This window comes from Bacteroidota bacterium (assembly GCA_030706565.1).
Classification (GTDB): Bacteria; Bacteroidota; Bacteroidia; order Bacteroidales; family JAUZOH01; genus JAUZOH01.
The window spans coordinates 1-14,718 of record JAUZOH010000056.1 but is presented as its reverse complement, the minus strand read 5'-3'; the positions used below and the strand labels follow the sequence as shown (position 1 = coordinate 14,718).

The 14,718-nt window shown below is 39.8% G+C and carries 13 protein-coding genes; 3 read left to right on the top strand and 10 right to left on the bottom strand.

The features are described from left to right. Positions 1–738, bottom strand: a 738-nt coding sequence (locus Q8907_04890) for a hypothetical protein (GenBank protein MDP4273598.1), incomplete at its 3' end; no start/stop codon positions are given. 88 nt (positions 739–826) lie between these two features. Beyond that, positions 827–1,612, bottom strand: coding sequence for a patatin-like phospholipase family protein (locus tag Q8907_04885; protein ID MDP4273597.1), 786 nt, complete (start codon positions 1,610–1,612; stop codon positions 827–829). 284 nt (positions 1,613–1,896) lie between these two features. Here Q8907_04885 and Q8907_04880 point away from each other — a divergent pair, with 284 nt between their 5' ends. Next, positions 1,897–2,667 (top strand): exodeoxyribonuclease III, encoded by a 771-nt coding sequence (locus Q8907_04880; protein MDP4273596.1) that lies wholly within the window; start codon positions 1,897–1,899, stop codon positions 2,665–2,667. Positions 2,668–2,773: 106 nt separating this feature from the next. Next, positions 2,774–3,934: a nicotinate phosphoribosyltransferase gene (gene pncB / locus Q8907_04875; GenBank protein ID MDP4273595.1), complete on the top strand. Its 1,161-nt coding sequence runs from the start codon at positions 2,774–2,776 to the stop codon at positions 3,932–3,934. 4 nt (positions 3,935–3,938) lie between these two features. On the opposite strand, the gene Q8907_04870 is transcribed toward pncB, so the two are convergent. Further along, a complete protein-coding gene (locus tag Q8907_04870; protein ID MDP4273594.1) occupies positions 3,939–4,904 on the bottom strand; it encodes an ROK family protein in 966 nt (321 codons plus the stop codon). 217 nt (positions 4,905–5,121) lie between these two features. On the opposite strand from Q8907_04870, the gene Q8907_04865 reads away from it, so the two are divergent. Further along, on the top strand, positions 5,122–5,940 hold the full coding sequence (locus Q8907_04865; protein ID MDP4273593.1) for a universal stress protein: 819 nt from the start codon (positions 5,122–5,124) through the stop codon (positions 5,938–5,940). A 4-nt stretch (positions 5,941–5,944) separates the two neighbouring features. Here the strand turns inward: Q8907_04865 and Q8907_04860 are convergent, their stop codons facing one another. The 7 genes from Q8907_04860 to Q8907_04830 form a co-directional block, all read right to left on the bottom strand. Beyond that, on the bottom strand, positions 5,945–6,394 hold the full coding sequence (locus Q8907_04860) for a septal ring lytic transglycosylase RlpA family protein (protein ID MDP4273592.1): 450 nt from the start codon (positions 6,392–6,394) through the stop codon (positions 5,945–5,947). 165 nt (positions 6,395–6,559) lie between these two features. Further along, positions 6,560–7,360, bottom strand: coding sequence for an SDR family NAD(P)-dependent oxidoreductase (locus Q8907_04855; GenBank protein ID MDP4273591.1), 801 nt, complete (start codon positions 7,358–7,360; stop codon positions 6,560–6,562). Between the two features lie 182 nt (positions 7,361–7,542). Then, positions 7,543–8,751: an MFS transporter gene (locus tag Q8907_04850; protein ID MDP4273590.1), complete on the bottom strand. Its 1,209-nt coding sequence runs from the start codon at positions 8,749–8,751 to the stop codon at positions 7,543–7,545. A 24-nt stretch (positions 8,752–8,775) separates the two neighbouring features. Further along, a complete protein-coding gene (locus Q8907_04845; protein ID MDP4273589.1) occupies positions 8,776–10,029 on the bottom strand; it encodes an MFS transporter in 1,254 nt (417 codons plus the stop codon). A 71-nt stretch (positions 10,030–10,100) separates the two neighbouring features. Beyond that, complete coding sequence (locus tag Q8907_04840; GenBank protein MDP4273588.1) at positions 10,101–13,130, bottom strand: efflux RND transporter permease subunit; 3,030 nt, start codon at positions 13,128–13,130, stop codon at positions 10,101–10,103. Between the two features lie 80 nt (positions 13,131–13,210). Beyond that, on the bottom strand, positions 13,211–14,194 hold the full coding sequence (locus Q8907_04835; protein ID MDP4273587.1) for an HlyD family efflux transporter periplasmic adaptor subunit: 984 nt from the start codon (positions 14,192–14,194) through the stop codon (positions 13,211–13,213). A 25-nt stretch (positions 14,195–14,219) separates the two neighbouring features. After that, the coding region (locus Q8907_04830; protein MDP4273586.1) for a TolC family protein at positions 14,220–14,718 on the bottom strand (499 nt) is incomplete at its 5' end.

Genomic DNA, 14,718 nt, shown 5'->3' with positions numbered 1-14,718 from the left:
TCCAAGCACAATAGGTTTTGGTGGAACCGGCGTTGCCTTTTTCTGAAAAAGTGATGAAAAATTAAAGTTGACTTTAGAAAAATCAAATTTTGCATTTGAAACATAACCCATATTTATTGCCCAAATTATCCAGGCACAAACCAGAATTAAAGGAATGAGCGAAAAAACCAAAATCCTGGCAAAATGGTTTTTCTTGTCGTTATTTTCATCTGATTCGGTCTGTTCCTCTTCAACCGGTACAGGGACAGGAGCTGGAACCGGTTCAGGCTCTTTTATTTTAGTCTTTTCTTTTTCGTCAATTATTTTTGAATCGGGTTCTTTTAATGGTGTGATGCCGGTCAGGGTATCTAAACCATATATTTCAGCAGATAAGAATTCTGTAAAAAAGGGTTCAAATTGAATTTGCCGGTTGTTATCGTATGCGAATTTACCAAATCCGGGAAAAGTAATAAATCCATCCGACTGCAGTTTTGCCTTGACTTCTGTGGTAAATTCAGAGATGGATTTCAGAGCATCTTCTTCAGTGATCCCTTCTTTTCCGGATAGGAATTTCAGGAAAAGCTGGTCACCTGTTTTTCCATTCTCATCGAAAAGAACTGCTTTTGAGGGTGGAGTGATTGTTTTTTTAGCTTCGTCAATTATTGCCGACTGATTTGTAATAAGGAATGATCCTAGTTCGGGTACCCTTACATTATTTTGTAGCAGTAAAAATTCTTTTATATAACCCGCAATATCCACTATGATATAAAGTTTTTAATTTTTTGTTTCCTTATGCAAACCTAATCGAAATTTTTAAAATTTACAAACGCATGGATTTGGACATTGATTATGATTTTACTTTGAAAACGGAATTGTCTTTTAAGGCATTTACCATGGCTTTATACCCGATTTCAAAGATTTCCCTGCTTTTGGAAAGATCAAGTAATTTATAGTTTATCAATTCCGGCGGTTCAATAAATAAATCGCAAAGGTCAGCACTTTTCTGTATAGTTGTGGAAACCGCAAGATGAAAAGTACGTTCGGCAATTTGCATCAAGCTGTGAAAATCTTCTTCTTCGGTGCGGGGATTGACATGTACGCCGATTACTTTTTCACAATCTTTACGGATGGGCGTAACAGGCATGTTGTCGAACAGGCCGCCGTCTATATATGTTTTGTTGTTCATAACTACAGGAGTAAACAAAACAGGAATACTTGACGAAGCTACGATTTTTTTAATCAGCTCCCCTTTTGAAAAATAGGTAATATGGCCGGCATTCAATTCAGATGCAGCAACGATTAGAGGAATTTTAAGATTTTCGAAATGAGTGGCTTTCAGATTTTTTTTAAGGAAGGTATAAAGTCCGTTTATTTTGAGCAATCCATTTTTAGGAATTCCAATTTTTACGAAATGCATGAATTTATCCTGTGACAGAAGGGTAAATATTTTTTCGGGGCTTTGCCCGTCGGCATATAAAACCCCGATGATAGCCCCGGCACTTACTCCTGATATAATATTCGGGTAAATACCTGCTTCATTCAAAGCCAGCAGTGCACCAAGGTGTGCAAATCCTTTTGCTCCTCCACCGCTTAATGCTATACCTACCTTATATTTTTTTCTGAAAAAAAACAATGTTTGGGCGTTTGAATTTCAATGCAATATAATAAAATAATCGTGAATTTTACTGGCAGGATGTGATGAAAAATGAGGTTGACTCTTCTTTTTCCAAAACTTCCAAAATTGTAAAAGAGAAACATTTTAGACTTCCTGAAAGAAAGATTGAAAGTACAACCGGGTACAAAATCTTCTTATTTTTGTATATTTATTGTTTTTATTGAATAAGGCAGGATAAATGGGCATTTTTTATTTAACCATATTTCAACCATGATTGGCTGGTTTTGATAAATTAATATCTGATGAAGCAAAAACTAATTTCTTACAATGTAAACGGTTTGAGGGCTGCAATTAACAAAGGTTTTTTTGACTGGCTGAAGGAGGAAAAACCTGATATTCTTTGTATGCAGGAAACCAAAGCCCAGCCCGAACAAATCGACCAAAATGCATTTGAGTACCTGGGTTATCAGTCCATACTGCATTCGGCTGTTAAAAAGGGATACAGCGGGGTAGGGGTTTTTACCAAAAATGCGCCGGATAACATTGTCATTGGGATGGGCAGCGATGGTTATGATGCCGAAGGGCGTGTTATCCGTTGCGATTATGGCGATATTACCCTGATTTGTGTTTATATCCCTTCGGGGACTATGGGCGATGTACGTCAGGATTTTAAGATGCAGTTCCTTGCTGATTTTCAGAAATTTATTGATAACCTGAAGAAGGAACGGCCCAATATTATTGTCACCGGTGATTTTAATATTTGTCATACCCCTATTGATATTAACCATCCTGAGAGGCATGAGAATGATTCGGGATTTTTGCCGGAAGAAAGAGCCTGGGTATCTGGTTTTCTGGAAAGTGGTTTTATTGATACTTTCAGGGAATTTAATCAAGAACCCGAACAATACAGTTGGTGGAGCTACCGTCAGCGGGCAAGGGAAAAGAACCTCGGCTGGCGTATAGATTACTTTATGGTGAGTGAGCCGCTGCGCCCGAGGCTCGTCAATGCAGGCATTTTAAGCGCTATTGTTCATTCTGACCATTGCCCGATCTGGGTGGAAATAGATTTTTAAAGGGTAACTTATGATGTCTTTAGAGTCCTGGAATAAAAAAATTTTTCATGGCATAAAACTTGGAGTTATATTTGCCCGGTTTTTTTAAAATTCAAAAAATTTTTCCATGATCATTAAGGACTTTGCCGATAACGATCTTTATAAATTCACCACCATGTTTGCCATACAGAAGTTGTATCCCAAGGCTATGGTGAAATATAAATTTATCAACCGGGGAAAGACAGTTTTCCCCGAAGGTTTTGCTGAAGAATTCCGGAAAGAGATTGATGCCATGAAGGATCTTCAGCTTTCAGATGAAATGGAAGCCTATATCCGCAAGCAATGTTATTTTTTTGATCCTGTTTTTGTGGATTTCCTGAAAGGTTACCGTTTCAATCCCAATGAAGTATGTGTTAAACAGGCAGGCGGGAAACTGGATGTTACCATCGAAGGATATTGGTACCGTACTGTTTTGTGGGAAGTTCCTTTAATGGCCATTATATGCGAGCTGTATTATAAAATGATTGGCGCAAAACCGATCAATGTGAAGGAAATAGCAATCAAGAAAGCCGGTGAATTTAAGAAAATTGGGGCAGAGTATTCCGAGTTTGGTACCAGAAGGCGTTTTTCGTTCTCGGTTCAGGAAGAAGTGATCCAAATGTTAAAGGAATATTCGGGCTCATTTTTCAAAGGCACAAGCAATCTTTATTTTGCATACAAACATAACTTAATACCGGTGGGTACCCATCCCCACGAGTGGTTTATGTATCACGGGGCAATTTACGGGTACCGGGTTGCCAATGAAATGGGGCTTGAAGCTTGGGTGGATGTTTATCAGGGCAGTTTGGGCACAGCACTTGCCGATACTTACACCAGTGATGTCTTTTTCAGAAGTTTTTCCCTCAAACATGCCAAATTATTTGACGGCATCCGGACAGACAGCGGCGATCCGATTGAGTTTACCAATAAAGCATTGGATTTTTACCGTATTCACAAAATTGATCCCCGGACAAAAACCATTGTATATAGCGATGCCCTCAATTTGAATATGGTTAGGAAAATCAGAAAGTATGTAAACGGGCAGATCCACGACGTTTATGGAATTGGCACATTCCTTACCAACGATGTGGGGGTGAAACCCCTGAATATCGTTATTAAGATTTCCCATGCAAAGGAAAATCCGGAAAAGGAATATTTGCCAACCATAAAACTGACCGATGCAAAACTTAAAAACACCGGAAACGATCAGGAAATAGAGCTGTGTAAAAGAGTTTTGAATATTAAATAATATTCTATTTTTCCAGCTCTTTCCAGGCTAATGCACTTGCACCAAGGATAGCTGCATTGTTATTTTTTAACCCTGAAGGCAAGATTTTGATTTTGTTTCTGTAAATAGGAAGCAATGCCTCTTCCATGTATTTTTTAGTCGGATTGAAAATAAAATCTCCGGCAAGGGATAAACCTCCAAAAAGGAAAATAGCTTCAGGCCGGGTGATTGCAACAGCATCAGCAAGTTTTGTCCCTAACACTTTGCCGGTATAATCAAATACTTTCAAGGCTAGTTTATCTCCATGTTTGGCAGCTTCTGTAATCATAACCCCGTCCAGGTCCTCGAAGCTGATGCCCCTAAGTTCGCTGGGTTCTAAAGAATCTGCAAGCATTTTATATACAGTTCTTTTAATACCGGTTGCAGATACGTAAGTTTCCAGGCAACCTTTTTTACCACATCCACACTGGCGTCCTTTCGATTTAACGAGGGTATGTCCCAATTCTCCCGCAAAGCCGTCGGCTCCATAAACCAGATCGCCGTTGACCACGAAACCACTTCCAAGGCCTGTCCCCAGAGTGATTTCAATGAAATTTTTCATCTCTTTGGCAGCTCCATAGATCATTTCGCCCAGGGCTGCTGCTTTTGCATCATTGGTCAACATGATGGGGATGCCCGGGTAATAATTTTTAAACAAATCTACAAAGGGGACAATTCCCTTCCATTTCAGATTGGCTGCATTTTCAATGGTGCCTTTGAAATAATTCCCATTGGGCGCACCAATTCCAATACCGACAAGTTCAATTTGGCCGGTAAATTGTGCCCTCATTTCTTCAATTTTGGTATGAAGGTTATTCAGGAATGTCTCTACTTTGTTATCATTGGTTTGCGTTTCAATACTATCATTCATCAGACAATTGCCTTCCCTGTCAACGATGCCCATTTTAGTGAAAGTACCCCCAATGTCAATTCCTACGGTTACTTTTTTCATGAATAATTGATAAATAAAAATTAACAAACAACCTTTTCTAGTCTTTTTAAATTTTCAAAGAAAGGTAGTAATGATTTAAAATTTGAGCTGGGTATTTTTTATTCAGCTTACAAAGCTAAGAAAAAAATGAAAACCATTATATTAATGCAATAAAAACCTGTATTATGCATCATTGAAGGAAAAAATTGATTAAATTAGCTTTACAAAATTCCCGGTTATGAAAAATATAATCGTTCCGATTGATTTTTCACCAGATTCTTTTAAGGGATTGGAAATGGCGATTTTGTTTTCTCAGAAAACTGAATTAAAAATCCATTTGATTTATGTTCAGGAAAGTAACGGCAGAGGCTTAGCCTTGCGAAAAGGTGCTGCTGTTTCACAGAAATTTAAAAAAATTGAAGAGGAATATAGTCCGAGATTGGGTAATAAATCAGAACTGGTTTTTATCACCAGGAAAGGTAAACGGTATAAAAAAATAGTTGATTATGCTGACGAGCTGCCGGAATCCTTAATTATTGCCACCATTTATTCCGACGAAAAACATATTTTTAAGTTGATTGCTTCTTCAAACTGTCCTGTTTTGATCTTTTCAGAGGGATATCCCATGAATTTTACAAAAATAGTTTTGCCGATCAATTATATTACATACAGCAGGCAGAAGGTACCTATTGCTGCAGAGGTTGCAAGGATTTTTGATGCTGAAGTGCATATTTTGGGAATTTCTTCCCACAACAAACGGATCATTAAACGGGTTACTGCATATTCTTTGCAGGCCTGTAAATATTTTTTCAGGAAAGGTATTGCTTATAAAAGCTTTTTATTTCAAACCAGACAACCTGAAAATAAAATTCTGGAATATGCTGTTTCTGTTGGAGCCGATTTAATTATTGTAATGACCAAAAGAAAAAGAGGATTAGCCCGTATGTTCGTGGATAAAGAAATCCGTAAACTTGTCACTCAATCATCCATTCCAATTTTGTGCATTAAGCAGCAAACTACTTATCTTTTGGGGAGTTTCAGTGCAACAGGAGGTTAATGTTTTAAAATGTCTGAATGTCTTTTGTACTGTCCTTATCCACAGTAGCCATATCCTGGTCATTAAGTTCGGCAGCCTGAACAGGATCAAGTACTTCTACTTTCACGTCTGCAACTCCGTCGGCTATGAGGCCGATTTCTTTTGCCGCAGAACCGGAAATATCAATAACTCTGTTCCTTGTCAGATGACCCCGGTCATTAATTTTTACGATTACTGATTTGTTATTTTTTAAATTTGTGACCTTGATTTTGGTTCCAAAAGGAAGATTCCTATGGGCAGCAGTATAAGATTTATGATTGTACCTTTCACCACTGGCTGTGCGATGTCCCTGCAGACGTTTTGCATAATATGAAGCTTTGCCGTATTGAACTATATTCTCCTGAGCGGTTGCCTTAGTCAGACCAAAAACTCCAAGAAAAAGCAAAAAGCCGAATATTTTTACCAGATTTTTCAAATTGTAACGTTTTAACTTTCTTCCAAATAACTGAGAAAAAAGTAGGTTATTAACATGGATGCAATTTACAAAGATCCGGCTGGCTCGCCTATTTATTATACTTAAAAAATGTTAAATAGCTTCAAATATACCGTATTAACAAGGAAAAGGATTTTGATTTTGTGATTACACGGTGTTAACTTCTTTTCTGAATTCCTTTAACAGAAAATATTGTTTAAGCTTGAAAGGAATTAGTTTTCCTGTTAGGTGTATTATTTTATTAATTGCCCCCGGAATGATCATGGTTTTTCCTTTTAATAACCCATCGATGGCAATTTTTGCAACGGCATCAGGCGGTAATTCAACCATCTTCCCTTTATATCCGTGAGATTCAATACGGGCTTTTGTCCCTTTGTTGGTATGCACTCCGTTGGGACATACCACGGATATGGATACTGTACTGCCTTTTAATTCTTCTTTCAATGACCTGGTGAAACTTACGACAAAGGCTTTTGAAGCAGAATACAGGCTTTTATAAGGGATATTATAAAATGCCGACATGCTGCCGGTATTTAAAATATAAGCTTTAGGTAATTTTTTCATGTCCGGTAAAAATACCCGGCATAAAAGGACCAGAGCCCTGATATTGAGCTGTATCCTTGAATCGGAATATAAAAGTGAGGATTCGTCAAATATGGCTGTCCCGGCAAGACCGGCATTATTGATCAACATATTCACCGTATAACCCAATTGTTCGCACCATTTATAAACCAGCAGCGGCGCTTCCCTGTTGGTTAAATCCATTTCCAAACAGCGAACTTTTACTTTATACGTGTTCCTGATTTCATTAGCAGTTTGCTCCAGTTCTAATCCGGGTAAGGCAACAATAATAAGGTTCATTTTCCGGCTGGCACATTCCATGGCCAGCGCTTTACCTATTCCTGAACTTCCTCCTGTAATTAAAGTGTAAAATTCACCTGTTGGCATGTCCTTGAGTTTTTATTTCTAACTAACCGCAATTATTATGTTTAACTGGGATAAGGCATTTCTTAAATCCCTTTGATTAATATTTCCGATTGTTGTAAAGATATTAAATTATTCTTTGGACGATTCTAAATTTAAGAATTTATCAAATTATTTTAACAAATATATTCCTGGCCCGGAATGATCTAACTATGGCCATTTGCTTTTTTTACAACTCTTTCCGAAAGGTAAGGTAGGGTCAGGTAAACCACTACCAAGGCTACGCCGATGCCTGAAAACATAAACATTACTTTGGGGCCGTAACAGACCCAGATCAGACCACCCAGGGCACTGGAAATAAAAGTGATTATACTGTTGAAACTGGTAAAAAAGCCAATTGCTGTTGCTGTTTCTTCTTCCTTGCTGACATTGGTTATCCAGGCTTTTGAAATTCCTTCAGTGGAAGCTGCATAGATGGAGTAGAAAAGGAACAGAACGACAAACTGCCAGACTGAGCTGGCCCATCCAAATAGAAAATATACAAAGGCAAAGATGGCCAATCCTGAAACCAACACTTTTTTCAGTCCTATTTTATCGGCAATGACTCCCAGGGGATAGGAAAGCAGGGCATAAAGCAGATTATAGGATATATAAAAACCTATCATCTGCAAATCGGTGAACCCTTTATATTTCAGGGCAAGCAACAGAAAAGCATCTGAACTGTTAAAAAGCGTGAAAGTCAATAAGGCCGGAACCAGTTTTTTAAATGCCGGTGGAGATTTTTTCCAATACTTTAAATAGGTCAGGAAATGAACCGGTTTACGGTTGGTATTTTCTGCTTCAATTTTTTTTTCTTTCAGAAATCCCGACAGTGCAACTACCAGTAATCCGGGTAAAAAGGCAATGACAAAAAGCCAACGGTACTGGCCGGGGTGGTAATACAGGTAAATAAGTGAAAGTACTGGTCCAATGGCTGCCCCGACGGTATCCATACTCCTATGAAAACCAAATACTTTTCCTTTATTTTCTTTGGTGGTTTCCTGGCTGAGTAAGGCATCCCTGGCGGCTGTACGTATGCCTTTGCCAAAGCGGTCGAGTGTCCTGGCGAAGAATATCCACAAAGGATTGATGAATATTGCCAGCATGGGTTTGGATAAGGCATTGAATAAATAACCCCATTTGATAAACGGGACACGACGGCCCATTTTATCAGACAGATTTCCAAAATAACCTTTGCTTAATCCGGCCACACATTCGGCCAGTCCTTCCAATATGCCGATTAACAGAACGGAGAATCCTATTGACTTTAAGTAAACCGGCATCACAGGATACAACATTTCACTTGCGATATCAGAGAAAAGACTGATAAAAGAAAGCAGCAATATGGCTTTTGTAAAAATTTTTTTGTTGAACATGATATATTTGCCTAATGTGATTTATTATTTGTTTAAAAGATTCAGCTTCCTGAGTTTTGGTGCCAGTTTATACGTGGAAGCAACTACAATCAATGTCATGGTCCCGCCAAAAATAACGGAAGGTACCACCCTCAATAGTTTGGCTGCAAGACCTGATTCAAATGAGCCTATTTCGTTGGAAGATCCTATAAAAATGCTGTTTACTGAAGCAACTCTTCCCCTCATTTCGTCGGGGGTAAACAGCTGAATGATGGTGCCCCTGATGATCACACTGACATCATCAAACATTCCGCTCAGGGCCAGCAGCAAAAATGATAGTATGAAATTCCTTGACAGGGCAAATAAAATGATACAAACTCCGAAACCACAAACTGCAACTAAAAGGTTATGCCCTGCTTTCCTCAACGGGGGATGATAAGCCAGGAAGAAAGCCATTAAAACCGAACCTATAGCCGGTGCAGCTCTTAAAATCCCTAATCCCTGCGGACCGGTTTTTAATATATCCATGGCAAAAACAGGCAATAAGGACACTGCACCGCCAAATAAAACCGCAAACATATCAAGGGACAAGGCCGCTAGTACAATCTGATGGCTGAATACGAATTTGAACCCTGCTGCCAGATTTTGCATCAGCGTTTCATTTTTATTTGTCACGGGCAAAGGTTTGCTGGCCATTCTGGAGAAGCACAAAAGGCTGAGGGCTACAAAAACAATTACCGTCAGGTATGCGTAATAGATACCGGCAAAACCGTAAATTAATCCCCCTATAGCCGGGCCGGATACTGCTGCGATTTCATAAAAAGTACTGTTCCAGGTGGATGAATTGGCATATAATTTCCGCGGTACAAGCTGGGCCATCAAAGCTGATTGGGCCGGGAAAAAAAAGCCTCTGGCCAGGCCGGTACAAAAAATTACAGCATAAATTGGGAATATTCCGAATATTTGAAGCAAAAATGATAAATCAGAACTGAGCAGCAACAAACCAATAGCCCCAAGAAAATAAACAGATACTGAAATCAGGATGATCTTCTTGCGGTTGACGGTATCGGCTACATGCCCGGCATAAAGTGCAATGGATAAAAAGGGAATGGCTTCTGCCAGGCCTATCAGCCCAAGTGAAAGTGGGTCTTTGGTTATGGAATATACCTGCCAGCCAATAATTACGCTTTGCATCTGTATGGCAAAAGTCAGTGCAAACCTGGCCATGATGAAAAGCCTGAAATCTTTTATTTTTAAAGCCGCATATGCATCATTGTCATTACTTATACTTTTTATCATTATACCCCTCAATTTTCAGCAGCAAAAATAGATGATTTCGTGCTTTATAAAAAATGGAAAATTATGGGCACTTAATTTTTGAATTTGCGAAAAGCTATTCTGAGCAAACTTGGATAGACCACAAGTAAAAGCGGCAGTGCAACAATAAAACCTCCAATCACTGCTATGGCTAATGGCTGATGCATCTGGGCTCCGGTACCTATTCCCATTGCAAGAGGCATAAGGGCAATGATTGCTCCAAGGGCAGTCATCAGTTTTGGCCTTAAGCGGGTAGAAATGGCATAGACCAATGCATTATCAACCAGGGATGTTTCTTTCAACCTCACATTAAATTGCTGGAAAGTGAAAATGGCATTTTCTCCTATGATACCTACTATCATAATGAGTCCGGTATAACTGCCTACATTTAAAGGAGTTCCGCAAATAAACAGGGCGAGGAGGCTTCCTGAAACCCCCAGAACGGCAATGAAAAATATAATGAGGGAGACCCTGAAATCCTTGAACAAAATCAGCATCAACGTAAATACCGATAGGCTTGATAAGATCAATATCATTAACAATTCGCTGAACGACTTTTGTTGCTCGGCATATTCACCTCCATATTCGATATGATAGCCCTGGGGTAGCGATATTTTACTTTTTAATTGTTTTTGTATGTCTTTCATTACGCTGCCCAGATCCCTGGCATTTAACCGGGCAGTGACAATATTCACACTTTGCAGGTTTTCCCGGTTTATTTCCGTACTCCCTTCTATCACATCGATGGTGGCCAGGTTCATGATGGGCTTTAATTTTCCGTCATTCAGAAAAACAGACTGCTGTTTTATTTCTTCTGTCCCTGCCTGCGTGGCATTGGGATAAATGATGCGGATATCCGTATTTTGCTCTTTTTCCAATATGCTGCTCACTACATTTCCTTCCAGTTGGGTTTGTAACTGAAACTGAAAATCAGCCGGTGTCAGGTTATATTGGGCGAGTTTTTTCATGTTTGGCTTTACTTCAATCGAAGGGCCGGCAATGGTTATGCCGTTAAAAACATCGGCAGTTCCTTTTATCTGCGAAACTTCTGAAGCCACTTCCTTCGAAAGCTCGTTAAGTTTCCCCTGGTTGCTGCCAAATATTTTGATTTCAACCGGTTGGGTCGAAGCCATCAGGTCGCCAAGCATATCGCCAATTACCTGGCCAAAATCAATCCGCAGGGCAGGTTGGGTGGATTCAATCTTTTTCCTGATGTCGTCAATAACCTCCTCGGTAGTTCGTTTTCTGTTCTTTTTTAACTGGATAAGATAATCCCCGCAATTGGGTTCGGTGATGAAGAAACCCATTTGTGCTCCTGTACGGCGCGAGTAATTTTCAATTTCAGGAATTTTTCGGATCATTTTTTCCACTTCCTGCAACATTCTGTCGGTTTCTTCAAGCGAAGTTCCCGGAGGCGAAGTATAGTCCATTACGATTGAACCTTCGTCCATTTCCGGCAGGAACCCGGTTTCGAGTCTTGGAAGTACAAGAAATATGGAAATGATTAAACCGGTTACAAAAAGTAAGCTGATCCCCGGTTTTTGTATGAAGTAACTCACCCATTTCTGACTTTTTGTTGATTTGGGCAGTTCTTTTTGTTTTGAAACCGGATGAATTTCTGACAACAAAAGATAAATTACCGGTAATCCCAGCCATGTTACAAAGAACGAACAAACCAGGGTTATGATCATCGTATTGGTCAGTACGTGGAAATAAGCACCGGCGACACCTCCCATCAACATGAAGGGAACAAAAATCACAATCGTACTGATGGAAGAACCTACCATTGACGGGAAAAGAAAGCCGATGGCTTTTTGGACCAGTGTGCGGGAATTTACTCCCGGGTGCTCCTCATGGGTACGGTGAATTTGCTCAACCACTACCACTGCATCATCAATAATCAGTCCGATGGCTGCAGCAATGGCACCCAAAGTCATGATGTTTAAATCATAACCTACTATTTTGATGACAATGAGGGTGAGCATCAGGGTTATCGGGATGGTAACCAGTATGGCGGCACTTGCTTTTGCGGAACGAAGGAAAAGGATGGCAACAACGATGGCCAGTAACAGTCCAAGCCACAAACTGTCATTTACACTCCTGACCGCATTGTTAACGAAATCAGCCTGGTTATAATATGGAACAAGCTTTACTCCCTGCGGTAAAATACGGCTAAGATCTTTTTCTTTTTTCTGAACGTTTTGTGAGAGTTCAATCAGATTGGCGTCAGGCTGTTTGAGTATTGTAACCATTACAGCCTGGTGGCCGTTGGCATTAATCCGGGTGTATTCGGTTTTCTCACTGATTTCGACATTGGCAATATCTTTCAGTTGTATGATCCTTTTTCCGTCGTTTTTTAATACCAGGTTTTCAATATCGGTTTTCCCCTGGAGGCCTGCATCGGTAATGGTGAGATATAGCCGGTGATAATCGGATGAATAGCCGTTGGAGTTGATGAAATTGGTCTGGTTTAATGCATCATGAATATTTGCAGGAGTAATCCCCAACAAGCTCATTCTTTGCTTGTTTAGCACTACATGATATTCTTTCGTTTTCCCGCCTAAAACCCGGACAGAAGAAACACCGTCAATTTGCGACAGGAATGGCTTTACAATATAATTAGCAATTTGAGTGAGCTCAATCGGATTTTTGTTTTGGCTCTCCAGGGTGAAGTGCATGACCGGCAAAATGGAAGGGTTCATCTTTTCCACTACGATGGAAGCAGTGGGCGGCAGGTCTTTTTTTATTTCGTTGATGCGCGATTCGAGCACCTGCATGTTCATGTTGATGTCCGAGTTCCATTTCAAAAAGGCTGCGATTTCACATGATCCCCGGCTGGTAGTGCTTCTTAGTATGGTTAGATCGGGTACCTGCTTGATGGCATTTTCCAGCGGCCTTGTTACGGTAATCATCATTTTGTCCACCGGCTGTTCCCCATCATCTGCAATGACTTTGATTTTAGGAAAGGTAACCTCAGGGAAAAGCGAAACCTCTATGCGGCTGTAAAAATATAAGCCGCAGGCTATGATCATAGCCAGGATTAGTGAAATTGGATTTTTATAGGAATAAAAGAAATTTTTCATTCTTAAATAATTAATGAATAAGCCAGGATGGAACTTGCACGCAAATTTTTATTGTATAAATGTTAATGAATATGCTTGTTTCATCTCAGTATTTTTTTAATCAAGATTTTGGCTGTATCGGATAAACCATAATTCCCTGAAACCACTATTTTGTCTGAACTGGAAAAAGAAGGCTGAAGGATTTCCACCTTTTGGCTATTTTCTATTCCTTTTGAAACGGGGATTTTGATGGCAGTTGAGTCGTTGATCAGCTTCATTACCCAGAACTGGCTTTGTGTTTCGTCGGATAATATTGCTGATTTGGGCAGGACAGCTGTCCGTGGTTTTAAAGATTTGACAATTTCTATCCTGGCGATGAGGTTTTCGGGAAGATTTTTCCCGCCTGTGGGTTTGATGATGGTCTGTTCGGTCTGCGACTGTATGTCCATCACCGGCAAATTAGAACTGACCGTTCCTTTCAATATGCTGTGGTCGGCAAGAAAAATACTGCAACTTCCTCCTTTCCTTACGTAAGGGCGAAGTTCAAAGGGCAACTCAAGTATAAATACCAGGCTGTTCTGGTCTGAAATGATGGCCAGCTCATCGCCCTCCTGGACATAATCGCCATGCTGGTATTTTACCGAGCTGACAATCCCGCTTCTTGATGCCCTGATTCTGATCAGGCCTTTAAACCGGAAACTGCTGTCGGAATAAGTTCTCAAATGGCTTAATGCAGATGCTTCTTTAGTCTGTATGGTAAACAACAGTTCCCCTTTTCTGACCATTTCCCCGGGCCTGATACTGACATTTTCAATTACTCCTGCAACCGTAGAACGGACGGTATTTTTCTGCAGGAAAGCTGAAACAGCGTTCAGGTTGAGCGTTTCGGCCATTGGCTCAAAACTGATGTGGGCAACCGTTACCGGGGTTTTGGCATCCATGTTTTTCCCTGCTTCGTCATCCGGATCTGATGATGGCTTCTGCTTGCAACCGGATACGAAAAAACACAGGAGGGTAATAATCAAAAGGGGTATTTTAAATTTTTGAGGATTATATGTTTTCATCTTGCGATTTTTTTTCATCATTATTTTGCAACTTTTCAATATGCAATTATTGTTGCATCAAATAGTTTAATTCGTTTATTAACTGAAGCGTTTTAATTTCGGATTGATCCAGGTTTTTCCTGATCCCGATATAATTTTTGACGGCGGTAATCAGATCAGTTATGGATATATTCCCGCTGCTGAGTTGTAATCTTGACAGAGAAATTAACTCTTCGGCAGTATGTAATTGCTTTTTCAATTGAATTGCCATTTGACGCGTGGAGTTAAATTCATTTGATAATTGCATGATTTGCTGGCTATACTGTGCCTTGAAAAAGCTTTCATAATTTGCACGGGTATTCTCCGAAATGGCCAGTTTCTGGTAATCCAGTTTCTTCTGGTTCCCGTCAAAAATAGGAATACTGAAATTTAAACCTGCGCTGTAGCCGAAATGCTGATATGCGGAAGATAAGGTGCTGCTGTTTAAACCGGCATCGGCAAACCAGCTTAATTTTGGAAGGTATCTTAAATTAACGGCCTGTTTGCTGTTTTCAATTTTGAGGCTG